17 protein-coding genes are annotated in these 23,929 nt (G+C 70.9%); 3 read left to right on the top strand and 14 right to left on the bottom strand.

The window, feature by feature from the left end; all coding sequences use genetic code 11:
* Positions 1 to 279 precede the first annotated feature (279 nt).
* Positions 280 to 456 carry a hypothetical protein gene (locus ACUTAG_RS29860; protein WP_006384452.1) on the top strand — a complete coding sequence of 59 codons (177 nt, stop codon included), beginning with the start codon at positions 280 to 282 and terminating at the stop codon, positions 454 to 456.
* Here ACUTAG_RS29860 and ACUTAG_RS29855 read toward each other — a convergent pair whose 3' ends face one another.
* On the bottom strand, positions 457 to 714 hold the full coding sequence (locus tag ACUTAG_RS29855) for a DUF1488 family protein (protein WP_058664409.1): 258 nt from the start codon (positions 712 to 714) through the stop codon (positions 457 to 459).
* A 147-nt stretch (positions 715 to 861) separates the two neighbouring features.
* Here ACUTAG_RS29855 and ACUTAG_RS29850 point away from each other — a divergent pair, with 147 nt between their 5' ends.
* Positions 862 to 1,440 carry a TetR/AcrR family transcriptional regulator gene (locus tag ACUTAG_RS29850; RefSeq protein ID WP_006384450.1) on the top strand — a complete coding sequence of 193 codons (579 nt, stop codon included), beginning with the start codon at positions 862 to 864 and terminating at the stop codon, positions 1,438 to 1,440.
* Between the two features lie 80 nt (positions 1,441 to 1,520).
* Positions 1,521 to 2,000 (top strand): nuclear transport factor 2 family protein, encoded by a 480-nt coding sequence (locus ACUTAG_RS29845; protein ID WP_148318977.1) that lies wholly within the window; start codon positions 1,521 to 1,523, stop codon positions 1,998 to 2,000.
* A gap of 20 nt (positions 2,001 to 2,020) precedes the next feature.
* Here the strand turns inward: ACUTAG_RS29845 and ACUTAG_RS29840 are convergent, their stop codons facing one another.
* The 13 genes from ACUTAG_RS29840 to ACUTAG_RS29780 form a co-directional block, all read right to left on the bottom strand.
* The gene (locus tag ACUTAG_RS29840) at positions 2,021 to 2,461 is read right to left on the bottom strand and encodes a type II secretion system protein N (protein WP_049057944.1); all 441 of its coding nucleotides are present in this window, start codon (positions 2,459 to 2,461) and stop codon (positions 2,021 to 2,023) included.
* 146 nt (positions 2,462 to 2,607) lie between these two features.
* Positions 2,608 to 3,270 (bottom strand): PulJ/GspJ family protein, encoded by a 663-nt coding sequence (locus ACUTAG_RS29835; protein WP_148318980.1) that lies wholly within the window; start codon positions 3,268 to 3,270, stop codon positions 2,608 to 2,610.
* On the bottom strand, positions 3,267 to 3,674 hold the full coding sequence (gspI, locus tag ACUTAG_RS29830; protein ID WP_148318982.1) for a type II secretion system minor pseudopilin GspI: 408 nt from the start codon (positions 3,672 to 3,674) through the stop codon (positions 3,267 to 3,269). The genes ACUTAG_RS29835 and gspI overlap by 4 nt, the downstream gene beginning before the upstream one ends.
* 28 nt (positions 3,675 to 3,702) lie before the next feature.
* Complete coding sequence (gspH, locus tag ACUTAG_RS29825) at positions 3,703 to 4,230, bottom strand: type II secretion system minor pseudopilin GspH (RefSeq protein WP_006384582.1); 528 nt, start codon at positions 4,228 to 4,230, stop codon at positions 3,703 to 3,705.
* Positions 4,227 to 4,811, bottom strand: coding sequence for an RNA polymerase sigma factor (locus ACUTAG_RS29820; protein ID WP_020927633.1), 585 nt, complete (start codon positions 4,809 to 4,811; stop codon positions 4,227 to 4,229). The genes gspH and ACUTAG_RS29820 overlap by 4 nt, the downstream gene beginning before the upstream one ends.
* Entirely contained in the window at positions 4,795 to 5,418 is a 624-nt protein-coding gene (locus ACUTAG_RS29815; protein ID WP_020927632.1) for a transposase, read from the bottom strand. Before ACUTAG_RS29815 ends, ACUTAG_RS29820 begins: the two co-directional genes overlap by 17 nt.
* 105 nt (positions 5,419 to 5,523) lie before the next feature.
* Positions 5,524 to 6,111, bottom strand: a complete 588-nt coding sequence (locus ACUTAG_RS29810) for a transposase (protein WP_024068830.1) — start codon at positions 6,109 to 6,111, stop codon at positions 5,524 to 5,526.
* 135 nt (positions 6,112 to 6,246) lie between these two features.
* Positions 6,247 to 7,230 (bottom strand): FecR family protein, encoded by a 984-nt coding sequence (locus tag ACUTAG_RS29805; protein ID WP_148318984.1) that lies wholly within the window; start codon positions 7,228 to 7,230, stop codon positions 6,247 to 6,249.
* 99 nt (positions 7,231 to 7,329) lie between these two features.
* Positions 7,330 to 7,845 (bottom strand): RNA polymerase sigma factor, encoded by a 516-nt coding sequence (locus ACUTAG_RS29800; protein WP_006384896.1) that lies wholly within the window; start codon positions 7,843 to 7,845, stop codon positions 7,330 to 7,332.
* A gap of 30 nt (positions 7,846 to 7,875) precedes the next feature.
* The gene (locus ACUTAG_RS29795) at positions 7,876 to 8,481 is read right to left on the bottom strand and encodes a TonB family protein (RefSeq protein ID WP_026384976.1); all 606 of its coding nucleotides are present in this window, start codon (positions 8,479 to 8,481) and stop codon (positions 7,876 to 7,878) included.
* Positions 8,482 to 8,720: 239 nt separating this feature from the next.
* On the bottom strand, positions 8,721 to 21,020 hold the full coding sequence (locus tag ACUTAG_RS29790) for a filamentous hemagglutinin family protein (protein WP_148318988.1): 12,300 nt from the start codon (positions 21,018 to 21,020) through the stop codon (positions 8,721 to 8,723).
* Positions 21,021 to 21,205: 185 nt separating this feature from the next.
* Positions 21,206 to 22,420, bottom strand: a complete 1,215-nt coding sequence (locus ACUTAG_RS29785; RefSeq protein ID WP_148318990.1) for a PstS family phosphate ABC transporter substrate-binding protein — start codon at positions 22,418 to 22,420, stop codon at positions 21,206 to 21,208.
* A gap of 129 nt (positions 22,421 to 22,549) precedes the next feature.
* Positions 22,550 to 23,785 carry a substrate-binding domain-containing protein gene (locus ACUTAG_RS29780; protein WP_006384901.1) on the bottom strand — a complete coding sequence of 412 codons (1,236 nt, stop codon included), beginning with the start codon at positions 23,783 to 23,785 and terminating at the stop codon, positions 22,550 to 22,552.
* Positions 23,786 to 23,929 lie beyond the last annotated feature (144 nt).

The following is a 23,929-nucleotide window of genomic DNA, read 5'->3' as shown; positions in this document are numbered from 1 at the left end:
GGCGCCAGGGCGTGGCCCTGGGGACTCGGCGCGGATGTGATAACCCGCCGGGGCGGCGGATTGTTTTTCGCATCGATTTTTGAGCGACGATAATGCAATTTTAGTATTAATTGACAGATATTGCAAGCAAATTGATAGCAAGCGAGCGCTCGGACCGCGCGTCAGGGCGGCGGCATGCGGCTTGCTGGCCGGTGGATCCCCCTCACTTTTGGCGGCTGAACCGCCTCCAGGGCCAACCCGGGGCGGCCGGGCCCGCCACCCCTGCGACGAGGATCTCCCATGATCATCGAAGTCTTTCAGCATGCCGACCGCGAATGGGCATTTCGCCGTATCGACCTGATGGGCGTGCAGGAGCACGACGGCCGCTACGCGACCCAGGAAGAAGCGGTGGCGGCCGCGGCCGCAACGTATCCCGGCGTTGCCGCGACGGTCATCACCGGCGAGGCCGGGACGTGATCAGTCGAAATCGCCCGCGCCCAGCGGGATGACGCCCTCGGTGGGAATCGAACGCGCCTGGCTGGCCGCATCGCGCACCGCGTCCGCCCCGTTCTCGAACGCATGCAGCAACTCGGCCGCGCTGTCGTCGCGGGCGCCGAAGCGGCGCCGCAGCACATCGCCCGAGATTTCGAACTGACGGGTAACGCCGTTGACGTCCAGGCTGAAAACGATGGCATCGCCCTGGGCTTTGGCGCCCGTGGATTTGGTGAACTTCATGGCGGGGGCTCCCGTATGGCCGGTGGATCGAACCCGCCATGCCGCGCGGCGGGTGTCCTGTCGGGCAGCAAGCCCTGTTCCAGCGCTTGACGGCGGGAGAACGGTCGTTCTAACATGGCGCAACCTTGAAGAGAACGATCATTCTCCATGCCTTCAGATACCGCCCTTCCTTCCCCGGACACCCGCCAGCGCCTGTTGCAGGCGACCGAAAGACTCGTCTACGCCGGCGGCATCCATGCCACCGGCATGGACCTGATCGTCAGGACTTCGGGCGTGGCGCGCAAGCAGGTGTACCGGCTCTATCCAAACAAGGACGCCCTGGTGGCGGCGGCGCTGCGGGCGCGCGACGAGCGGTGGATGCAATGGTTCGTCGCGGCCAGCTCGCGGGCGCAGGCCCCTCGCGCCCGGCTGCTGGCGATGTTCGACGCCTTGCGGGAATGGTTCGGCACCGACGATTTTCGCGGCTGCGCTTTCCTGAACGCGGCCGGAGAGATCGGTGACGAGGCCAGCCCGATCCTGGCGGTGGCGCGCGAGCACAAGGCCCGCCTGCTGGAGTACGTGCGGACGCTGACCCGCGCCGCCGCATTGCCGGACCCCGACGAGGCCGCCGCGCAGTTGCTGGTGCTCATTGATGGCGCGATCGCGGTGGCGCTGGTCACGCGCGATCCCGCCATCGCCGACAGCGCCGGCCGGGCCGCGGCCGCTTTGCTCGGCCAATCCGGCTGACCGTGGCGCCCGCCCCGCTTGCCCTTTCCGTCCCGGTTCGCCGCGACGCCTTTCCGTGCCCCTCCCGTGAGGTATCCCCGATGACATCCCCCGCCGCTTCCCGCCCTCCTCTTCCTCCCTTCACGCACGCCAGCGCGGTGCAGAAGGTCCGCCTGGCCGAAGACGGCTGGAACAGCCGCGACCCCGACAAGGTGGCGCTGGCCTACAGCCTGGACACGCGCTGGCGCAACCGCGCCGAATTCGTCCGCAATCGCAATGAGGCGCGCGCCTTCCTGGCGCGCAAATGGGCCAGGGAACTTGAGTACCGGCTGATCAAGGAACTATGGGCCTTTGGCGGCAACCGCATCGCGGTGCGCTATGCCTACGAGTGGCGCGACGACTCCGGCAACTGGTTCCGCTCATATGGCAACGAGAACTGGGAATTCGGCGAAGACGGCCTGATGATCCAGCGGCATGCCAGCATCAACGACCTGCCGATCCAGGAAGCCGATCGCAAGTTCCGCTGGCCGCTGGGCCGCCGGCCGGACGACCACCCGGGCCTGTCCGAACTGGGCCTGTAGCCCGCGCCCGCGGCGCGGCGTCAGGGCATCGGCACGCGCTTGATGCCTTCGCCGTCGTCGCCGGCCAGCACCGGCAACGGCAGGCGCACTTCGCGCCCGCCATGCTCGACCACCAACCCCTGCGCATCGATGCCCACCAGGCGCGCCGACCGGGTCAGCCGGTCGCCGATGGCGTAGGCCTGCGCCGGCCCGCCATTGACCGACAGCACGGCCGCGCCACGGCCTGCGCCGGCCAGCGCGCCGGCCACCCGCACATCCAGCCGCGCCGGACCGGGCGCCATCCAGGCCGCGACCTCGGCGGCGCCGTCTTCCGTCACCGCGACGGCCGGCACCGCGACGACGGGCGCGGACGTGACGGGTTGGCTCAGGCGCCAGCCCCACCAGGCCAGCCCGGCGACCAGGGCGGCCGCGCCCGCCAGGCTGGCCACGTGGGAAGGGGCGACACGCAAGTTCAAGGCCATGGCGGCAAGCTCCTGGTTGGAGGACCCGTGAATCCGGGCAGTCGCGCGGCAGGCCGCCGCGCCGGCGTGTTGAACGCATCGAACGCATTGAACATATCGACTCGATCGATGCTACGCGGCCTGTGCGTCAGTTGCGCGACGGCGCTTCAATGCAGCAACAGCACGCGCCGGTAGCGCAGCGGCGTCTGGCCTAGCACGCCGCGCGAGATCACCAGTTCCAGCGCCTGCGCGGGCTGCTCGCCCTGCGCCGGCAACGCCACCCAGCCGCGTCCCGGGGCCCAGGCCCGCACGCTGAAATCCAGCAATTGGTCCAGCACGACGGTGGCCGCATCGGCCGCTGGCGCGGGCAGCGGCGTCAGGGCGGTCGGCGTGCCCGCCGCGCGGATCAGGTTGCCGCCGCGGCGTTCCCACACCACCCGCTGGCGCGCGTCCGGCCGGCCGGGCGCGCCGCGGATGATGTCGATGCGTGGCGCCGGCGTCTTCATCCCGCTCACGCGGATCGCCTCGGGCAGCAACTGCGGCAGCACGGGCTGCGGCTCGGCCTCCTGCGCATCCGATGCCGCCTGCGCCTCGGGCGCGGCCGGCGCCGCGGACTCGGCCAGGTCCGGGCTGCGGGCACCGATGTCGCGCCCGAACTGGTCGAAGGCGCGCTGCAGCGCCAGCGCCTCCTCGGTGTGCTGGTCGAGCCTGCGGCTGGTCAGCGCGACGCTGTCGATGGCGCGCCAGGAGATCAGGCTGATGACGGCCATGATCATGATGGCGATGACGACTTCGATCAGGGTGAAGCCGGCCTGGCGCTGCCCGGTCATGGCGGGCGGTTCTCCACGATTCCCGACAGCGTCGCCAGGCGCGGCGTCGGGCGCTGGTCCAGGTAGACCTCGACCGTGACCCTCCGCGCGCCCTGGCGGGCGTCGGCATAGCGGCTGTCGCACACCAGGTTCAGCGCGCCCTGCGGGCAGGCCGCCTTGTCGCGGCTGGCGGTCAGGGCCGGCGGCGCCAGTTGCAGTTCCACCAGGCGGTTCTGCGCCGACAGCAGCGCCAGCGCGCGCTCGCGCAGCACGCCGTTGTTGGTCGTCAGCATGCCGGTGGTGCGCATGACGGCGGCCAGCGCCACGCTGACGATGGCCAGCGCGATCAGGATTTCCAGCAGCGTGAAACCCGCGGCCCGCGCCAGCGGGCGCGGCGGATGGGACGGCGGCGCGCGACGGATCATGCGAGGCTCCGGCTGCATGGCGGACGGCTCAGTGGACCAGGAAGCGGCCGTTGGCATCGCGGCGCACTTCGACCTGCCCCGCCGCGCTGGACAGCGTCAGGCGCCACGGCTGCCCGAACCACTCCGGGGTCAGCAGCACCGGCACGGCGGGCGCCACCCGCACCGGTCCCGCCTGCCATTGCCGCGGCCGCAGCGCCGGATCGCGCGGGAAATCGTCGATGCGCGTCGGGTCCAGCACCGGCACCGGCCCGTCCAGCATCCAGGCGCCGCGCACGAAACGGTAGCCGTCGGCGTCGGCCTGCCAGGCGATCGCGCGGCCATCGATGCGCACCTCGCTTTGCGCCGCCGCCAGCCGTTCGACCAGCCGCTGGGCGTCATCGCGCAATTGGCGCGCCGGGTCGGAGCGGATGCTCAGGCCAAGCGCGGCGGTGGCCACGCCCACGATCACCAGCACCACCATCAACTCGATCAGCGTGAAGCCGCGCTGCGTCCGCCGCGAGCGTGCCGGGCGCGCCGGCGCGGCGCTCGAAGGCCGGGCGACGGCGCGACCGTTCATGCCTGCAACCGGGCCGCCTGGCTTTCGACATGCTGGCGGGCATCGCGCAGATGGCGCCTGACAATGCGGCCGGACACCCCGTAGCGCGCCGCTGCCTCGCTTTGCAGCATGCCCTCGATGCGCACGCCGATGTAGATCTCGCGCTGTTGCCGCGGCAAGGCCTCGATCAGGCGCATCAGTCCGCGCATCGACGAGCGCGCCTGCGCGATGCGCAGCGGGCCGGGCGCCGCGTCCTCGACGTCTTCGAGCACGACGTCGGTGGCGCTGAACGGCCGTTCGGCGCGCAGCCGGTCGATGGCGATGTTGCACGCCATGCGGAACACGTAGGCGCCCGGATTGGCGATGGCGGGCGCTGGCGGCGCCGCGCCGTCTGCCAGCCGCAGCCAGGCGTCGTGCAGGCTGTCGGCGGCCAGGTCGGCGCATCCCAGGTGGCCGCGCAGCGCCTGCATCAGCCGCGCATAGTTGGCCGCGACGAATTCGCCCAGGCAGGCCGGCCGCGGACGCGCCGCCAGGGCGCCGCCGGCGCAGTATTCGTCGCGGCGCCGCTGCGCCTGGGGCGCCGGTTCAAGGCATAAGGACATGGCGGTTCTCCGTGGCGGCCCTGCCCCCGGGCGCAAGCGGGCGCCGTCCGGTGCCGGCCGGACGCTGGGCGGCCCGCTTGCGCATTGCCCAGTTGGCGGGCGCCAGCAGGCCATCGTCGAGCGCCTGGCGCAGCAGCGCGGCGACGCCGGCATGCGCGGCGATCGCCTCCAGTTCCTGATCGAAGCTGGGCGCGCATTCGCAGCCATTGCCTTCGGACAGGCCGGCGAACCAGCGGAACAGCAGGTTGTAGGCGATCTGTTCATGGAAATACGGTTTGCTGCCGGCCGGATACAGCAATTGCAGGATATGCGTGCGGCACAGGATGGCGGCGTCCAACGTCAGCCCGCACTCGGCGCTGGCCGCGCGCAGCAGGTCGGCATGCGCCCGCAGCGTGTCGTCGACGTGCTCGCGCAAGGCCACCAGCGGATGGCGCGGCGGCACATAGCGGGTCAGCTGGATCTGGCCGATCCAGGTTTCGTGCGACACCACCCAGACCCACGGGGATCCGTAGCGGGACACCGATACGGGTTGCTGCCTGGCGCAATCGAGCACCTTGGACAACTTGCGATCCAGTTCGAGCATGCCTACGTTGACGGTCGCCGACACAACGCTCTCCCAGGGCCGGATGGGCCCATGTCCGGTTGGCCGCGCTGCGTGTGGCGCGGCCTGTACCCCTAAGACGACACGGCGCGGCGGAACCCGCCAGGTTTTTTAATCAGGACGGATGGCGCGTTCGCGCCAGGCACGCAGCAGCGCCCGGTTCAGGGCGATGCCGGTGGCCTGCTCGATGGGGGCGACCGGCGCGCCGGCCAGCGCCCGCCCCAGGATGTCGACAATATCGGCGCTGGCCAGCGCCCGTTCGAGCGCGTGGCCGAAATCCTGCGGGCTCCAGATCTCCTGGTCCAGCGACAGCCCGACGAACCAGCGGAACAGCAGGTTGCACGAGACCTGCTCGTGCAAGCCCGCCTCGGTGTCGATGCCATAGAGCAGCTGGATCACCAGCGCCCGCAACAGCGGCGGCGCCTCGATGCGCAGCATGGCGCGGATCGCGGCCGCGTGCAGCCGCGGCTGGCTCGCCGCCAGCGCGCGATCGACGTGGTCGCGCAACGCGGCCAGCGGATGGCCGGCCGGATTGAACTCGACCCGGCGCGTATTGCGCGACCAGACCTCGTGCGACACGATCCACACCCACGGCGAGCCGTAACGGTGCACCGACACGGGATGCTCCCATGCCGAATCCACCACCGCCGACAGATTCTCCTTCAGTTCCCGGATACCGATATTCGGTTTACGCGACACGACTGCTCCCCATCGCGCGGACGCGGCATGCGCCCTCGATGGCGGATATGCGCGGCCTGCCTTCTTAGGACGACATGGGCGGGCCAAACCCGCCACCGCGCGCGCCAGGCCGGGCAAAGGCGTCGTCGCGGCGCCTCAGACCAGCACCACCACGTTGCCCGGCAGGTGCGTGGCGCTCAGGCCGAACGCCTTCTCGATCTGCACCAGCACCTTGTCGGTGTCGCGGATCTCGAAGCGGCCGCTCAGCGCGCTGGCGCCGCGGGCGCCGTCCAGCAGCACCACGCGGCCGCGGCGGTAGCGGTTGATCTCGGCCACCACCTCGGCCAGCGGCGTGTTCCGGAACACCAGCGAGCCCTGGCGCCAGGCCGAGGTCTCGGCCGGATCGATCTGCTGCACCGCGCCCAGGCCCCGCCGGTCATAGAACAGCCGTTGGTTCGGTCCCAGCACCGTGGCGCCATTGCCCAGGGCTACGCGCACCGAGCCGGACAGGCAGGTGACGCAGACCGTGCCTTCCAGGTTGCGCAACTCGAAGCGCGCGCCGCGGGCCTCGGCGCTGCCGCGCCCGGCCACGACGGTCAACGCGGCGGACGAGGACTGGCCGTCGAAGGCGGCTTCGCCGGCGATCAGCTCGACCCGCAAGGCGCCCGGCTGCTCCGAGCGCAAGGCAATGCTGGTCTGGGTGTTCATGTCCACCTGCACCCGTTCGCCCAAGCCGAACTGGCGCCGGTCGCCGGTGTCGGTGCGATAGTCGGCCAGCCATTCGCCCCACGCCGGCCACAGCCGCAAGGGCGGCGCCACCACTGCCGCCACGGCCGCGGCGGCAGTGCCCGCCAGCGCCGTGCCGAGGAAGGCGCGACGGCCCCAGCCCTGCGCCGGGCCACGGGCGGGTTGGCGGGCGCGCTGCCGTTGCAGCGCCAGGCCGGCGGGCGCCATCAGGCTCCAGAGCTGGCGCTGCGCGGCAAAAGCCTGGGCGTGCCGTTCGCTGGCCGCGCACCATTGCCTGAGCGCATCGGCTTCGCGCAGCGTGGCCTGCCCGGACGCGATCAGGCGGATCCAGGCGCGGGCCTCGCGTTCGATATCCGCCTGTCTGCGATCGGCGGGCTGGCTTGCGGTCTTCATTGCTCACTCTCTCGATGCCGCCGCGCCGCCACTGCGGGCGTTGGCGCGCGGTTTTTCCCCTTGACATCCATAGGACGACTCTCGCAGCCGGAACCCGCCTCATGGTGACAATAATTTACGTGTTCGCCGCGCACAGTACTCATGGGCGTTGCGCAGTTCGCGTTCGACGGTGCGCAACGACACGCCCAGCCGTTCGGCGATGTCGTTCTGCGGCAGCCCCTCGACCCGTACCGCCAGCAGGATGTCGCGCTGGCGCGCCGGCAGCTCGCCCATCGCGCGGGTCAGCGCATCGAGTTCGGCGCGCCCCTCGGCGATACGCTCGGGCCCGGGTGCCGGGTCGGCGATGTGCAGCAGCACCTCGGCCTCGGCGACGGTCAGGCGCCGGTTTTCCACGCGCTGCTGGTCGACCGCCACATTGACCGCCATGCGCATCAGATAGGGACCCGGGCTGTCGACCGGGCCGAGTTCCTCCTTGCCTTCGAGGCGCAGCCAGGTGTCCTGCAATGCGTCGCTGGCCAGGTCCGGGCAGCCCAGGCGCCGCGTCAGGCGGGCCTTCAGGTCGTCGTAGCGTTGCAGCATGAAATCGCGCAGGACCGACAGGCTGGAGGGCATCATGGATCGCGGGGCAAGGATCGACGGCGCGCGTCAGTACGCCGGGCAGCCCCGGTCGTGTTCCGGCGACTGCGGCATGACCAGCATCACGAACGGCTGCAGCAGGTCCGGTGGCGGCGCCTTGTCGAACACGGCCTGATCCAGCGCCAGCACGATCTCGTCGTCCTTGGCGCGGTCGCCGGTCGAATCGAGCACGCGCGCCCGCTCCACCCGGCCCATCGGCGAAACTTCGAAACTGATGGCCGCGCGGTAGTCCCCGGCACGGGTGGCGGGGTTGCGGCACAGCGCCTCGCGCACGCCGGCCTGGACCACGCCGTAGTAGCTGCGGTAGAAGGCGCCGCGGCTGCCGTCGGCGCGGCGCGTGGCGGACGTCGCGCGGTCCTTGCGGGCGGCGTGTCGCAGGATGAATGCGTTGGCGGCCGTGTATTCGGCCGCCAGTCCCGAACCTTCGATCAGCATGCGCAAAGCCGCCTCCGGCGTATAGATTCCCTTGACCGCGGCCGAACGCCGCCCCACCGCCAACGCGGCGCGATACACCACCGAACTGCCGGTGACATTGCTGTATTGCTCGAGCGCCGATTGCAGCGGTTGCGCCGGCAGGTCGAACTCGAAGACCCGCAACAACGGTTCCTGGGCCATGGCCGGGCGCCAGCACAGGGCCGCGCAGACCCCACACAGGATCCACCAGCCCAACCAATGGCGCCCCTGGCCGCGCGCCGGCCGCTTGCCCGCCCTGATTGGCTCCAGATGCATGCCCTGCCCTTGTCGCGCCCCGGCGGCTGAGGGGGAGCCGCAACACGTCGTGCTAATCGGTGAATGGGCAATGTAGGTCGCGCTTGTGACTGCGGCATGACAGCGGATCGTCAGCTTTCCAGCTCTTAGCCACCTGACAGGCCACGCTGCTCCGGTTCGGTCAGGCGGGCCTTCTGCGCCGCGTCCAGCTCGCCGTTGCCGACCATCTGGAAGATGCTGCGCGGGTCGTAGCCCTGTGTCGCGGCCGCCGCGCCCGGCCCCGGATTGCGGCCGGCCGGCGCGGTGGCGCCGGGCGATCCCGCGCCCGACAGCGGCTCGCTGCCATTGCCCAGGATCTGCACGCTGATGATGGACGGCAGGTTGCGGCGCGCCGCCGCCTGCTGCTGGCGCGAGGTCTCCTGCGCGCCCTGGGTCGCCCCCGCCGCGGCCGCGCTGGCGCTGGTCAACGCCGCGACGTTCACCGCCGCCAGCGCCGGCACGCCGGTGGCCTTGCCCTGCCCCACCACGTTGGCCGCGTTGACCACCTGCAGCGCCGCCAGGTTGACGTTGCCCGAGTAGCGGATGCCCGCCTCGCCCGCGTCGATGGTGCCCAACGGCGCCACCAGGTCGACGTCGCCCGGCGGCACCTCTGGAATCGGATTGAGGGTGGCGATCCCCGCGCCGGTGCTGGGCACGGTGGGCGACAGCGTCACGTTGCCGACGTCGTCATACAGGCGCCGCTGCGGCGTATACACCACGGTGCTCTTGGCGCCCCGGCCGCTGTTGATGTCGCCCTCGGCCGACCAGCCCAGGATGTTGCCGCCAAAAGTGGTCATGACCCGGCTCTGGCCCAGCAGGATGCTGCCCTTGGCGTACATCTGGATGTCGCCGGCGCCCTGGGTGATGATGCCGGCGGTGGACGGCGGCGCCACGCCCTCGACGCCGAAGACCACCTGGCCGCCCGGCGCCATCAGGTGGATCGAGCCGCCGTACAGCGTCTGGATGCCGGAGCCGCCGAACAGCGTGATGTCGCCCTGGTAGCGGATCGGCCGGCCATCCGCGCCGGTCGTCGGGTACAGCTCGGCGATCGCCTGGCGACCGCGGGCGTAGCTGCCGGCGCGCGGCCCGATCGGGTCGTTGTACTCGCGGCCGCCCGCCGTCAGTTCGGCGTAGTAGACCTGGCGCAGGAACACGCGCTGCTGCTCGGCCGGCAGCGCATCGAAATAGGCGCGCGCCCCGTCCGCGGCGCCGCCGTAGCCATGCTGCGCGCGCAGCCAGTCGAGCAGTTCGCCTTCGTAGGTCTTGGCCGTCTTGCCCGCCTGGCCGGACAGCGGCTGGCCCGGATCGGCGCGATTGGCCGGGTCCAGGTAGCGGCGCGCAAACGCCGCGTAGTCGCCTTGGCCGCCGGCGCTGGCGACGATGCCTGCGCCGCCCTTGCCGGTGGTCTGCCCGCCGTTGATCGGGCCGATGCTGGTGAGGCGGCCCTTGTCTTCCTGCGTCAGGTTGCGGCCGGCGCTGACTTCCAGCCAGCCAGGGCCGGCCACGTCGACGTTGGCATAGAGGATGTCACGGCCGGCGACGATGCGGGAAACGTCGTTGGGTTGGTGATTCAGGACCAGGGCCTTGAGGTTGACGATGTCGCCGCCGGCCTGGATGCTGACGGGACGGGCGGCGTGGTACTCGATGCCGTCCTTGGTCGTTATCGTGCTGCCGGTAGACAGGCCCACGATGTCGCCACCCGCATAGAAGCGCGCGATCCCCGCGTTGGACAGGGCGGGACGCCCCGCCGCCGAGTCCGTGCCGAAGGCGAGCAGGCCGCCCTCCAGGCCCACGGCGTTGCCGGCACTGACCGCCCCGCTGTCCCATGTGGCCTGGTAGGCGGGGCGTTCCGGCGCCGCGATCGACATCGGGTCCGCGCCCGACACGCCGGTGCGATAGCCGCCGCCATAGAGGCCGTCGCGCGCAAGCATTTCCACGCTGCCCTGGCTTCCCGGAGCAAAGGACCATTCCGTTGCGGCGTTGGCTGAGCTGGCGTGATAGAAAATGCTGCCCGATGCTGCCACCACGCTGACGCGCGAAGGATAGGCAAAGACGTTCGCATACCCACTGGCACTGTATTGGTACTGGTTCTTGGTCGCCAGGTTGTCGTTGTGGGCGGCGGTGATCGGCGTCAAGGCGCCGCCCGCGGCGAACAGGTCCAGCGAGGTCCTCGCCGTCCACAACGAGAACCAGCTATTGGCCCCGCCCGGCTGTTCCACGCCCTCGTGAATGAAGGGGGTGGCCGACAGCTGGTACATCCTGCCGGCATCGCCCACGCCGCCCAGGACCAGATCCCCGCGTGCGTTCAGCGCGGCGGTGGCGTCGCCGGCCACGATGGCCGGACCGCCGGATGGCGCCGCCAGCGTGGGACGCAATGGGTCCAGGCCACGGGAATCCGATCGGTCCACCGCCCGATACAGCGGATCGACCCGTCCGATGCTGCGCGCATCCACCTTGATGGCGCCGCGCAGGTTGGTCAGGACGCCGTTCAGATCGGAGTACGGCGCGGAAATGTCATTGACCCCATCGCTCGAGCTGGTTCGCAAGGGATTCAGCGCGCCGCCGACGCGCAGGCTCAAGTCCCCGCCACCGGTGGACACACGCTTGCCGTCCGGCGTGATCCGCCCGGTGCTGCCCACGGCAAGCGCCAGACCCTGCATGGTGGGATAGGTATTCTGCAACGCCACGGGCTGGGTCAGCACGCCTGCGTCGCCGCCCACATTGACCGACAGATTGCCGCCACCGAGCGTGCCGAAGCCGGTAAAGCCCTCCACCGATACGCCCGGGGTGTAGAACGTGGAGAAGTACGGCGACGGCAGGTAGGTCCCGAAGTTGATCCACCAGGCCGTCTGCTGGCCGATGCCGGCGCCGCCCTGGCGCCACAGCCAATAGCCGGGGTAGCTTCCCGGCGCGGGCGCCGCGCCACGGGGATCCTGGCCGTCGAACTTCGACGGCAGGCCGCGCACCGCGCCGCGCATGTCGCCTTGCACATTCAGCAGCAGGTCGCCGCCGCGCTCGGGATACCAGGCGGCGTATTGGCCGCCGGTGACGAGCGGCTCGTAGCTGGCCGCGGCGGCGCCCAGCACCGAGCCGTAGCCGTCCGTCTGGCTCATCAGCTCGTCATAGGCGCGCGGCAGGTTGTAGGCGTCCCTGCCCAGCGCATCGAGAATGGGATTGCCCTGGGCGTCGCGCACGGCGTCCGACGGCGTGCCGGCGGTGTAGATGCCGTAGTAGGAACCCTGCTGGAAGTTGCCGCCGGCCAGGATGTCGAGATCGCCGCGGCCGGTGCGGATCACGCTGAAGATGGGCGATTCGCCCAACAGGCCGAAGCTCAGGTCCTGCAGGTAATGCGGATCCGACAGCTTCACATGCCCGCGGTCGCCCAACTGGAAAGCCGGCAGCAGCGCGCGGGTGTCGGCCGAATCCAGGTCGGCGCCGCCCGCCAGCCGCAGACTCCAGGACGAAGCGCCCCGGCCCAGCATGGGCGCGACGGCCCAGATGCGGCCCTGTACCCCATCGGCGTTCAGGTCCCGCAGTTCCACAGTGCTGCCGTTGAAGCGCAGGTCGGTTCCGCTGGGCAGGTAGGCGCCGGCCGCCAGCGGCAGGTCGGCGGCCAGGGCCAGCGGGGCATTGAAGATCGACAGCGGCGTGCCTTTGGGCACGGTGAAGGTCCGCACGGAGATCGCCTGGTTCAATGCCATGCCCGCGCCCAGGCGGGCGCCGGCCGTCAGCGTCAAGGCGGCCGGCAGCACGCTGCCCTTGGCGTAGAGCGTGCCGTCCGCCGCGCGCACGTCGGCCTCCAGCACGGTGCCGGCCGCCAGGGTCAGGGGCTGGGCCAGTTCGACCTGGGCCGGCAGGCGCGCGTTGGCCTTGATGGTGTTGGGCTGGATCGGCAGGTCGAAATTCAGCGATTCGGTCCCGGTGTTGGGAAACACCGTGCCGCCGGCCAGCGTGACCGCGCGCGTCAGGATCAGGCTTTGGCCGGCCACGTCGACGCCATTGGCGTCATCCGGCCCCGCCCGGCCGATCAGGCGCCAGGCGCGGACGTCGTCATCGGTGCCCAGCGGCGGCGCGAAACCGTCGGTGATGCTGCCGTAGATGTTCAGGTCGCCCTTGGCGCGCACCAGCAGCACGCCGGCCGCGCCGAAGCCGCGGCGCGCCGGATCATTGCGGTCCGCGTCGGGGCCATAGCGGTAGTTCGACAGGTCCAGGTCGCCCTCGACGCGCAGATCGCCGTCGGCGGCGCGGCTGACGATCTCCACGCCGGGGCGCAACCCGTAGCCCCGCAGCCGCGCGCCCAGCGCGGCGTTGGCCAGCGCGGCGTTCATGTAGGTGACGCTGTCCGCGTCGATCTGGTCCAGATAGGCTTGGGTGATCACCTGCGGCGTGCGGCCGGTGATGTCCGGGGCCGTGGCGAGGGGCGCGTCGTCGTAGCGCCGGAAGGCATTGACCGACATGCGCTCGGCGCCCAGCACGTTGGGTGTGCCGAGGATGTCCAGCGCCACGTCATCGGCGCCCAGGCGCGGCGCGTTCAGGTCCAGCGTGCCGCGCGGGCGGCCATCATGCTGGCCGGGGCCATTGCCCGCCGCCACGCCGGTGCCGGCCCGCAGGTCGATGGCCGCGTTGGCGCCGAGCACCAGACGGCCCTGCGTGGCGGTCAGTTCGACCACCGCGCGGTTGGGGCTGTCGATGATGTCGCCCCGGCTGTCCACGCGCAGCAAGGCGCCGTGCGCGTCCAGCAGGCCGTTGACGATCAGGTCGCGCCGGGCCGACAGGCGGATGCTGCCGACCTGCGCGCCGCCGGCGTCGACCACGCCATTGACCGTCAAGCTGCCGCCGTCGACCGCGATGTTGATCCGCCGGGCCTTGATTTCATTGCCGATCACCAGGTCGCCGCGCTTGAGCTGGAAGGCGCGCGAGCCGGTCACGCCGCCTTCGGTCAGGCGCTGGTTCAGCGCCACGAAGTCGGCGATGGCCTGGGCCCGCAGCGCGATGCCGCCGGCCTCGAACGGCACCAGGGTGCCGCCGGCATCGTACTCGCCGCTGGACTGCCCCTTGATGGCGCCGCGCAGGTCGATCAGGCCGGCGCCGGCGTCCAGCGCCGTGGCCGTGAGCCTGCCGGCCTGGTTGTAGCGCGCCGACAGATCGATGATGGACCCGGCCGCCTGGACGATATCCCCTTTGCGGCTTTCGAGCTCCACGTCGCCGCCCCAGCCATAGCGCGTCTGGTCGCCCAGGGTCACGGCGCGACCGCCCAGCTCGAGCCGCGCCCGGCTGGCCAGCGTCAGGCCATGCTCGGCCTGCGCCACCAGCTTGCCGCTGGGCAGCACGATGGCGCTGTCCAGCTCGACTTTGCCGCCTTGCAGGGTCAGCGTGGCGCCCCACGGCGCGGCGGCGTCGGCCGGCGCCGCGCCGGTGCCCGTCAATTGCAGCAGGTCGCCCGCCGTCAGGCGCGTGACCGAGCCGTTGCCGCCCGTGAGCATGGGCGTGCGCAACAGCAACGAGCCGCCCTGGTACTGGAACTTGCCATCGACGAAGTCGCCGCGCGCCTGGTAGACCTCCAGGCTGCCCTCGCCGCCCGCGGTGATCTGCTCGGCGGCATCCATCCGCACGCTGGCGAAGCCCAGCGCCTGGCGCCGCATCTGCTGGTGCGGCACCTGCAGCGCGCCGTTGGCGTCGCCCAGCACGATCCGGCGCGCGCTCAGGTTCAGCGTGCCCAGGCCGGTTCCCGCCCCGCCGGCCGCGATCGGGGCAGGCTCGGCGTTGGCGACGCCGTTCCAGACCAGCGTGTCGGTGGACAGGGTGGCGACGTCGCCGGCGCCGCCGTAGCCGTAGATGGCGGGCGTGTTCAGCACCAATTGCGCCAGGCTGGAGCTGCCGGTGGCGGCATCCAGTGTGCTCAGATTGACGTTGCCGAAGAAATTGACCGAGTCGCGCAACGAGAAGATCACCCGTTCCAGCGCCGGCGCGCCGACGCTGGTGTCGCCGTCCAGCAGGCGGCGCAACAGGTCCTGCGACAGGCGCAGCCCCGCGGGCAGAACGCCGCGCGCCATCGCGTCCGCCAGCGCGGCATCGCCGCCCGCGTTCAGGCTGCTGGCGGCCACCACCAGGTTGCGGGTGCCATAGCGCAAGGCGTCGTGCAGCACCAGATTGTTGCTGCCAAAGACCACCGTGCCATCGGAGTAAAGCTGGGTCGTGCCTGCGCAGGCTGTCGCCGGGCAGGCGCCAAGCTCGATGCGGCCGGATTGCGCGCCCAGCCCATTGCCGAAATCCAGCCAGCCATTGGAGATGGCCAGGATGCTGTTGTTTCCTCCCGCGCTGCCGAACCGGTAGCCCTGGCGCGCGTCATAAGGGGCGGCGCCCATCCCCAGCGTATTGATGGCCGCGCCGCGTTCGACCACGATCGACTTCGCCTGGTCGACGATCAGCAGCACTTCGGGCGCGCGCAACTGGGCGCCGGCGCGCACGATGACGTCGCCGCCGGAGCCGGCTGCCGTGCCCAGCTGGCGGTCTCCCGCCGTCACCGGCTGGTACGCCCAGCCGCCGAGCGACAGGCGGTTGGCGGCCACCGCGTTCAGATCCCTGTCCCGCAGCGCGATGCCGGCCGGCGAGGCCGTGGACGCGTCGTTGACGATCTCGAGCGCCGCGCCGTTGGTGCGAACCAGCAACTGGCCGCCATAGCCGTCCCTGGCGGGCGTGAAGCGGGCCTGGCCGTCGAACCGCAGCGCCGGCCCGGCGCCGGGCAGGTTGCGATAGTTGAACTCCAGCGCCGCCGCGTCGGTGGGCAGCATCGGCCGCGGCTGGCCACTGCGCGCGGCCTCGGCCAGCACGAAGGCGCTGTAGTCCATCTCGTTGTACTGGGCATGCCGCCGCAGCACGTCGCCGGGGGTGACCAGCGCCTGCCGCGGCATGGCATCCACGGCGCCGGTGTTGGACAGGCCGCGGATGGCCGCGACCGACCAGGATCCCCCCCGCAGCGTACTGGCGTTGCCGCCCAGCGCGCCCTGCCCCAGCTCGACGCGATAGGCGCCGGGCAACAGGGCGTAGTAGGACGGCAGCAAGGTATAGGTACCCGCGGGCAGGCCGGGCACGCCGGCGCCGATCGTGATGGTCTCTCCGGCGCGCGGACGCGAGCCTGCGTAGCCGCTGGCTTCGTCGCGCGGCGCCACCGGCGCGTAGCCGTCGGCCAGGCCCGGCATGATCGCGTAGACCGGCCGGTCCGACAGCGCCGGCAGGTCGAATTTGCCGCTCACGCCATCGAACCGCGGCAAGGGATGGAACAGCGGATCGGTGGAGCCGCCTCGCCCGCTGATGAATCCCGCGCCCGCCAAGGTGCCTCCGCCGGACAGGTCGATGACCGCGCCGGCATCCACCGTGATCGATCCACCCAGCAGGGAAATGCCGCGCATCACCCCGAAGACGCTCATGCCGCCGACGCCCGCGGCCTCCACCGGCACGCCTTGATAAAGATAGCTCAGGCCGTCGACGGTGCCGCCATAGGGCACGGTGAGGCCAGCCGCGCTGACGGACGTCAGGCTGCCGGGCAGCAGCCGCACCTGGCGGGTATCGCCGTTGATGCCGATGCCCATGACGATACGTCCCAACGGCGCAAACACGTTGCCGCCCTGCTCCACGTTGGGCGCGTTCAAGGTCAGCGCGCCGAACACGGACAGCGGCGCGGCGCCAGCCTGCGGACCGGCCACGCCCTCGATCCGCAGCACCGCGTCGGCGTCATAGGGAACGCCGCCGCGCCACCCGGCCACCGCCAACCCCTTCGCGCCCGTGGCGGGATAGACCCGCTGCCCGGCCAGCAGCAGGTTGCCCGCCGTCAGGACGGCGCTGGTGTCGCTCTGCCCGCTGATGGGGATGTCGGTGGCGCCCGCGGTGGCCAGGAACCGCAGGTCACCCCGGCTGCGCAGGGCCACGTTGTCGTAGCCACGACGTTCGATGGCCAGCTGGCTGCCGCCGCCCAGCCTGGCCGCGCCGGACATGCCGGCATTGACGCGGTTGCGGATATCGATCTGGTCGGCGTCGACTTCAAACAGCGCGGCGCCCGGTAGCGTCGACGGCGTCCACGCGTTGAGCGTGGCCTCGACCTGCTGCACGATCGCGGGAGTCAGGTTGGTGCGGCCGCTCAACAGCACATAGGGCGCGATGATGCGGACGGTGGCGCCCGCCCGGGTGTTGCCCAGCGCGCCCTGGTACAGGCTGATCGATTGCCGCGCCTGCAGCGTCACGTCGCCGTCGAAGGTCAACAGGTCGCGCGCATACAGCGACACGTCGCCAAAGCCGCCCGCCGCGATCTGGTCCACGCCAATGCGGCCCAAGCCATAGTCCAGCGCGGCGCTTTCCGGGGTGATGCCGGCCGGCAGCAGGCTCGCGCCCGCCGCCTGCGAAATGCGCAGCTCACGCGGCCGTATCAGGGCCTGCTGCGTGCCGGTCGCGTACAGCGGGGTTTCCAGCTTCAGCGACAGGGCTCCGCCCGCGGCGCTGGCGCCGCCCGCCGCGGCCCGCATCGCGCCATCCAGGTAGAGGCCGGCGGTGGCAGCCAGCGCGATCTCGCCGCCCTTGCCGTCAACCCGCCTGGCGCCCGCGCCGGCGCCGTCATTCACCGGAACGTCCACGGTCATCGCCGAACCCGACGCTTCCAGCACCGCGCCCGGCCGAATGACGACGAACTCGCCGTCGATGGCGATGCGCCCGCCATCGAGCTGCTTGCCGTAGCGGCGGCCACGGGCGTCCACGGCCGTCGCCGCAATGCCGCCCACGTCGAGCCTCGCGCCCGATTCGATCCAGACCGAGTTAGGCAGGCCGCCCAGCTGCGCGGTGGCCCCCTGGTCATCCGCGCCCCGCGCCACCACGATCTGGCCGCCGGGCGCTTGCAGCGTGCCTTGCACCCGCATCAGCCCGCGCGATTGCAGGCGGATGGTCTGGCCTGGGTCGACCCGCAGCACGGCATCCTGGCCGATCCGCAAGGCGCCCACCGTCTGCGGCGTCGCCGCAACGAAGGCGGACAGCGACAGGCTGGCCCCGAGCCGCTGGCTCATCCGGCCGGTGACGGCATTCTCCTGGAACAACGGCGGCGTCCACAGCGTCAGCGCGTCATCGAAGCCGGCCAGCTGCGGGGCCGGCGTCTCGGACCTGGGACGATAGACCGGCATCGCCACGTCCAGCGCCATGCCGTCGGCAACGGTCAAGCCCTGCGCGCCGTTGATGTCGTAGCGCGCGAACCCGCGCTGGAACAGGTCGCCGCGCAACACCAGGCCATCGGCGCCGGCATCGGCATCCGCAGCATCGCTGATCAACACGCGGTTGGCGCCGACCCGCAGGGTGCCGCCGCCGTTGACGCCGTAGCCATATACCGTGCCGGCCAGCGACACCCCCACGGGTCCCGGACCGGGCACGCTGCCGTTCAGCGCCACCTGCTCCAGCGCCACGTCGCCGCCCTTGCCGCCGCTCAGCCGGCCCTTGACGTCCAGGGTCGCGCCCGAACGCGCATCCAGCACGCTGCCCGCCGCCACGGCAACCGCGCCGGTGCCGCGCAGCGCGATCTGCCCGCCATTGCGCCAGGCCAGCGCATCGACGTCTTGCGGCGCGCGCCGCAGATTGGCCCACAGGCCGCTGACATCGATGCTTGTGCCGGGCGCGACCTCGACCCGCGCCGAGGTATTGGCGGCCGGCGCCAGGAAAACCTCGCGTTCGACGCTCTGCAGCACATTGCCGGCAGCCACGCGGCCGCCGCGCGCCGTCAGGTCGCCCTGGATGGAGACGTTCGGCGCGTATAGCTCGATCAGGCCCCCGGACGTGACCCGCAGATCGTGCCCGACCGTCACGTCCCGCGCCGCCACGGCGGTGACCTGGCCCAGGCCCGCGCGGCTCAGCGCCGCGGCATCGAGCCACACGCTGTCGCGGCGTTCGGCCGGCATGGCGTCGTCCAGCCCGAGCCGGTCGGCCAGCGGCGGCATGGCATCGGTGAACAGGATCTGGCTGGCCGCGGCCGCCAGGTCGTACCCCCACGAAGTCGTCGTTGCGCTGGTGATCTGGCGTGCCACATAGCGGCCAACGATCAATTGACCCGCCTGCGCCCGGGCCAGCTGCGACTGCTGGTAGCCGGTCTGCTGCCGCAGGCCCGCCTCCACCGCCTGTCGCGCCTGGGTCTGGCGTTCGCCCTGGAAGGCCTCGCCCACGATACTGCCTTCCATCACCGCGGTGCGCGTGCCGATGACCAGGCGGCCCGCGTCGCGTCCGGCCGTATAGCCGTCTTCGTAGCGCTGCCGGGGCGCCAGCAAGGCGCTGTAGAAATAGCGGGTGGCGCTCTGGCCCCAGCGCGCGTGGGTGTCTTCGAAGCCGCGATACAGGCCCTTGTAGAGCAGGTCGCCGGGCGCGCGCGAGACTTCGTACAGGCGGCCGTCCTCGCCCCGCAGCCAGCTCTGCTGGATGTTGCCGCCCGCCACGTCCAGCGTGCCGCCCGAGATGTTGATGAGCGCCCCCCGGCGGGCGACCAGCTCGCCGCCCTCCACCGTCACCGTGCCGCCGATCGCCGCCCACTCGCCGATGCCGTGGCGCTCGGTGCCCAGGTAGCCGCCCACCTCCAGCAGCCCGCCGGCGGTGTACCAGCGCTCGCGTTCATAGCCGTTCACGCCCTTGGCCACCTGCACCAGCGCGCGGCGGTCGATCCAGATTTCGCTGTTGTTCAAGACCTTGCCATCGCGGTTGAGCGGCGCGTCGCGCAGTTCGTTGCCCTGGATATTGATCTTGAGGTTGTTGGATTCCATCGTCACCTTGACGCCGACCGCGCCGGCGACGTCCAGCAACGCACCGTCGTTGAGCAGCGTGCGGCGATTGGCCGCGATGGCGATCTGCCCCCCCGTGGCCAGCGCCAGCGCGCCGTCCCGGGCCTCGACCGTGCCGCCGCTGGTCACCTCGATGCGCGACTGGTCGCGGCGATCGGGCAAGGCGCTCAGGTGATCGAAAGCCTGGCCCGCGGTCCGATGATTGTCGCCCTCCTCCGGCGCTGGACGCACCAGCGTGTCGCGCTGCGCATCCAGCGCGACGGTGCCGTCGTTCTCGATCAGGATGGCGGTGGTGGAATCCCGGCCGAACACGACGCTGCCGCTGGCGTCGCTGGCCGAATTCAGCAGATGCACCGTGCCGCGCGTGGTCACCGACGTGGTGGCGATGGCCGCGCCCTGCTGGCGGACCTCGTGTCCGGTCAGCGTGATGTCGCCCAAGGGCGACTGGATCAGGCCGGTGTTGGCCGCCACGCCCGCCTGGCTGCCCGCATTGCGGCGCGCCGATACCTCGTTGCCACGGGTGGTGGAACGGACATTGGCGTCCGATCCCAGGCCGCGGCGGATGATGAAGGTGTCGCCCGCCGCCAGCACCGTCTGGCCGCTCGGCGTCGTGATCTGGCCGGCGTTGTGGACTTCGCGGCCCAGCAGCAGGACGTAGCCGCCGCCCTGGGTGACGCCGCCAGGCGCGCTGGTCTGGATGCGCGCGCCGGCCTCGACGCGCACGTCGCCGGTGGCGTTGCCGGCGCGGGCGGCGTCGCCCTGGCCGACCAGGTCGTTGCCGAAGCTGGGCGTGTAGCGCTCGTTGGCGCTTTCACCCGTCTTGCCACTGTACAGGCCGCTGCGGAACTGGGCGTCGCTCATCCCCACCGCGGCGGCGACCAGGTTGCGCGTATTGACCTGGCTGGAACCGCTGAAGACGATGCCGTTGCGGTTGACGATCATGACGGTGCCGGGTGCTTCGATCTGGCCCTGTATCTGGCTGGGCCGCGCGCGCGGGTCGTTGACCCGGTTCAGCACCGACCACGAACTGGCCTGCTGCTTGAACGATACGGTGGTGTTGCGGCCGACGTTGAAGGTCTCCCAATTCAGGATGGCCTTGTCGGCGGTCTGGTCGACCGTGACGACGGTGCGGCCGCCGCGCGAGGATTGCGAGCCGGGCGTCAAGGGACGCGCATTGAGCCAGCCGGCAGTCAGCGGATTGGTGTCGACCTTCAACCCGTCTTCGGCCATCCCGTCCGGCACCGGCGACCCCTGGTTCAGCGCCGCCTGGCGCGCCGCGGCCTGGGCCGCCTGCTGCGCCGCGATCGCCGCCGCGCCCCGGTTCAGGTTGGCGAGCGAGCGCTGCAGCTGCTGGCTGGCGCGCTGCTGGTCGCGCAGCGTCGACGGAATGCCGGCCAGGCCGCCGCCGGGCAGGCGCCCGGTCGCCGCGGTCTGCGCCTGCGTGGCGCGCTTGTCGGAGAACCAGCCAGGACCGAACGCCGGGCCGGCCGCCAGCGCCGGCGCCGCCGACAGGGCGAGGACCAGGGCGTGCATGGCTGGCGACAGCCGGAATGCGGGGGCGCCCCGTTGTCCGCCCTTGCCAAGTCGGGTCACGCTGCCTGTCTGCTGGTTCATGCCGTATCTCTGATCCTGGGTATGCGCCGCTACGAAAGGCGGCTGTCGATATGGGTGCCGGGCCGGGCGCGCTCGCGGCATGCGCGAACGCGCGGCAAATGGCCGCGACACCGGCAATGATGTGTCCGCCAGATGACAGCGGCGGGAAAAAAGGTGTGGAGTGGCGTAACAGTGCGGCGCGCGCCTCAGCCACGGCCGGCGACGTCGCCGCACACGGCCGCATTGCCGAGGTTCAAGCGCGCCGGCGTCCCCGCGGGGCTGACGAAGGTGGCCAGCAGGTGCGCGCGCAGCGTGGCGGGCAGCGGCGTCAACTGATGGCTGGCGATGGCCGCGGGGTCCTCGTACAGGCGCTTGAGAAACACCCGCAAGGCGCTCGTGACGATGGTATCGGCATAGCACTGGCTCAGCACCAGGTTGGTGGAGCCCACGATCGGATAGCCGCCGGGCGGATCCGCCACGATCCGCACCCAGTTGGCCGGATTGCCCGGATTGTCCGACGACGACCAGCCCGGCGCGCCCGGACCGCGCCCCACCGCCGTGCCGTTGGGCAGCGCCGGCGCGCCGGTCGATTCCATTGCCGCGAGGACATTGGCGGACGTCGGCAGGTAGGCCACCCCATCATGCAGGTTGACCAGCCAGGCCTGTTTGATGCCGGCGGTGTAGGCGGGGTCCGGTCCGATATAGGTGATGGCCGAGACATTCCCCGCCATCGCCGGGGCGGCGCCGTCGTCTCCATGCGCCTCGACGAAATGGGCCGGCAAGGGCCCGGGCGGGAACTCCTCCCGGAACACACTCTTGCCAGTGAACCGCAAGGCGCCGCCGGTTTCGCAGACGGCACGCAGATGACGGGTCAGTAACGCGGTAGTGCCGCTGCCGTCTGCACGGTAGACCAGCTTGAAGGCGTCCAGCGAGGGCGGCACCGACACACCCAACTGGCTCCAGCGATCCACCATGCCCGAGAAGATCGCGCAAAGCTGCCGGGAACTCAGCGTGACGGGCTGCGACGGGCCCTTGTAGGAAATCGTGACGGCCACATACGCGGCCGGAATCTGGATCAACGGTCCATGGCCGGCGGGGTCGCCCTGCCGGCCCCAACCCTGGACCAGGTAGTCGGCGATCTGCGCCTGGGTCAACGGCGTCTCGCTGCCAATCCAGTGGACTGCCCCGTTGCGGCCGAACGTGTCCGCGGTATTGAGCAGGAACGCGCGCAATCCGGCCGTGCTGCCCGTGCCCACGTAGGACGGAAAAATCCCCGGCGGGAGTTTGGCGAGGGTCTCCTGGTACAGCGGCAGGGGCAAGCTGGCGCCGCCCGAGACTATCGTCTGGCCGGCGGCCGCGCCGTGGATGCAGGCCTGGGCCAGCAGGCACAGCGTGGCGAAGCGGAGAAGGTACTTGCTCATGGCGAACTCCGGGCATCGGGCGCCTGCCGGCATGTAGCGCCGCGCCCTGGAAAAAAAGGGCGAAGCCCCGTTGCCGGTTGCTCCGCCCCGCTCTGCCTTGACGGCCAGTGCTAGCGAACCATCGTGAAATCAACCACGGCCGGCGTAGCTGCCGCAAACCGTCGCGTTGTTGATGTTCAGGTTGGCGGTGGTGCCGTTGATGAAGGCGGCCAGCACGCGCGTGCGGTTCGCCGGGGTCAGCGGAACCAGCTTGTGCTGGTCGATCTTGCCGGGGTTGCTGCCACCGACGGTCGAGTTGGCGGTCGAGTAGTGCGTGGTCAGGAAGTTCTTGATCGCCGTGGCCACGGCCGCGTCGGTGTAGCACTGGCTGAACACGAAGTTGGTGTAGCCCACGATCGGGTAGCCCGAACCCGGGTTGACCGTCGAACGCACCCAGTTGAACGGGTTGGCCTGGTTGTTCGTGTCGGTCCAGTTGGCGCCGGCCGGGTCACGTTGCACCACACCGGTGGCGGGCGGCAGCGCCGCCGCGCTACCCAGGGCGGTGCTGACGTTGGCCGAGGTCGGCGCGTACGCCACGCTGTTGTTCTTGTTGATCAGCGAGGCCTGCTCGAGCGCAACGGTGAAGGAGGGATCCGGGCTCAGGTAGGTGATGGCCGAGGCCTGGGCGCTGATCGCCGTGGCCACGCCGCCGCTGCCGGCGGCGGCCAGGAAGTTGGCCGGCGGCGTGTTGCCCGGGAATTCCTGGGCGAAGGTGCTCTTGCCGCTGAACGCGACGTTGGCGTCGGTGCCGCAGACGGCCTGCAGGTGGCGGGTCAACAGTTCGGTGGTGCCGCTGCTGTCCGAACGGTAGATCACCGTGAAGGCGTCGGGCGCCGAGCCGGAGGAGACACCGACGTCGCTCCACTTGGTGTACTTGCCCGACAGCACGCCGCACAGCTGAGCCTTGTTCAGCGTGACGCCGGCCGCGGGACCCTTGTACGAGATCGTCACGGGCGTGCCCACCGACGGGATCTGGACCAGCGGGCCATGGCCCGAGGTGTTGCCGATCTTGCCCAGGCCGGTCGTCAGGTAGTCGTTGATCTGGGTCTGGGTCAGGATCGAGTCGCTGCCGATCCAGTGGACCACGCCGGTGCTGTCGAAGCCGACGGCGCTGTTGGTCAGGAAGGCGGTCTTGCCCGCGCCGCTGCCCTTGCCGACGTAGGCCTTGAAGGTCGACGCCGGGAAGCTGTTGATTTCATCCTGGTACAGCGGTTGGGGCAGCGTCGCGCCACCCGACACCACGACCTGTTGCGCCAGGGCGGCGCCCGACAGGGACAGCATGCCGACCGCCGACAGCGCGGCGACCAGGGAATTGCGATTGAACATGTCTTGCTCCTTGCACTCGTTTAGGAGAGAACTGCGTGGGGAGAAAAGAACGAATGGACCCGAGAACGCATCCGGCAGCGCTCTGCAAAGACCGGCCTGACGCGTTGGAGACATGTTGATCAGACGAGGTGACAGCGACGGGAA

This window comes from Achromobacter sp. CSND-B12, assembly GCF_052906545.1.
Note: the sequence above shows the minus strand (reverse complement) of the source record. Positions and strands in the feature narration are given on the sequence as shown.

Excerpts from the sequence above, each read along its gene's own strand:
- gspI (WP_148318982.1), bottom strand. The coding sequence starts at position 3,674 with ATGATCCGTCGCGCGCCGCCGTCCCATCCGCCGCGCCCGCTGGCGCGG.
- ACUTAG_RS29845 (WP_148318977.1), top strand. The coding sequence starts at position 1,521 with ATGACATCCCCCGCCGCTTCCCGCCCTCCTCTTCCTCCCTTCACGCAC.
- ACUTAG_RS29785 (WP_148318990.1), bottom strand. The coding sequence starts at position 22,420 with ATGAGCAAGTACCTTCTCCGCTTCGCCACGCTGTGCCTGCTGGCCCAG.
- ACUTAG_RS29790 (WP_148318988.1), bottom strand. The coding sequence starts at position 21,020 with ATGAACCAGCAGACAGGCAGCGTGACCCGACTTGGCAAGGGCGGACAA.
- ACUTAG_RS29835 (WP_148318980.1), bottom strand. The coding sequence starts at position 3,270 with ATGACCGGGCAGCGCCAGGCCGGCTTCACCCTGATCGAAGTCGTCATC.
- ACUTAG_RS29860 (WP_006384452.1), top strand. The coding sequence starts at position 280 with ATGATCATCGAAGTCTTTCAGCATGCCGACCGCGAATGGGCATTTCGC.
- ACUTAG_RS29820 (WP_020927633.1), bottom strand. The coding sequence starts at position 4,811 with ATGTCCTTATGCCTTGAACCGGCGCCCCAGGCGCAGCGGCGCCGCGAC.
- ACUTAG_RS29850 (WP_006384450.1), top strand. The coding sequence starts at position 862 with ATGCCTTCAGATACCGCCCTTCCTTCCCCGGACACCCGCCAGCGCCTG.
- ACUTAG_RS29795 (WP_026384976.1), bottom strand. The coding sequence starts at position 8,481 with ATGGCCCAGGAACCGTTGTTGCGGGTCTTCGAGTTCGACCTGCCGGCG.
- ACUTAG_RS29840 (WP_049057944.1), bottom strand. The coding sequence starts at position 2,461 with ATGGCCTTGAACTTGCGTGTCGCCCCTTCCCACGTGGCCAGCCTGGCG.
- ACUTAG_RS29805 (WP_148318984.1), bottom strand. The coding sequence starts at position 7,230 with ATGAAGACCGCAAGCCAGCCCGCCGATCGCAGACAGGCGGATATCGAA.
- gspH (WP_006384582.1), bottom strand. The coding sequence starts at position 4,230 with ATGAACGGTCGCGCCGTCGCCCGGCCTTCGAGCGCCGCGCCGGCGCGC.
- ACUTAG_RS29800 (WP_006384896.1), bottom strand. The coding sequence starts at position 7,845 with ATGATGCCCTCCAGCCTGTCGGTCCTGCGCGATTTCATGCTGCAACGC.
- ACUTAG_RS29855 (WP_058664409.1), bottom strand. The coding sequence starts at position 714 with ATGAAGTTCACCAAATCCACGGGCGCCAAAGCCCAGGGCGATGCCATC.
- ACUTAG_RS29780 (WP_006384901.1), bottom strand. The coding sequence starts at position 23,785 with ATGTTCAATCGCAATTCCCTGGTCGCCGCGCTGTCGGCGGTCGGCATG.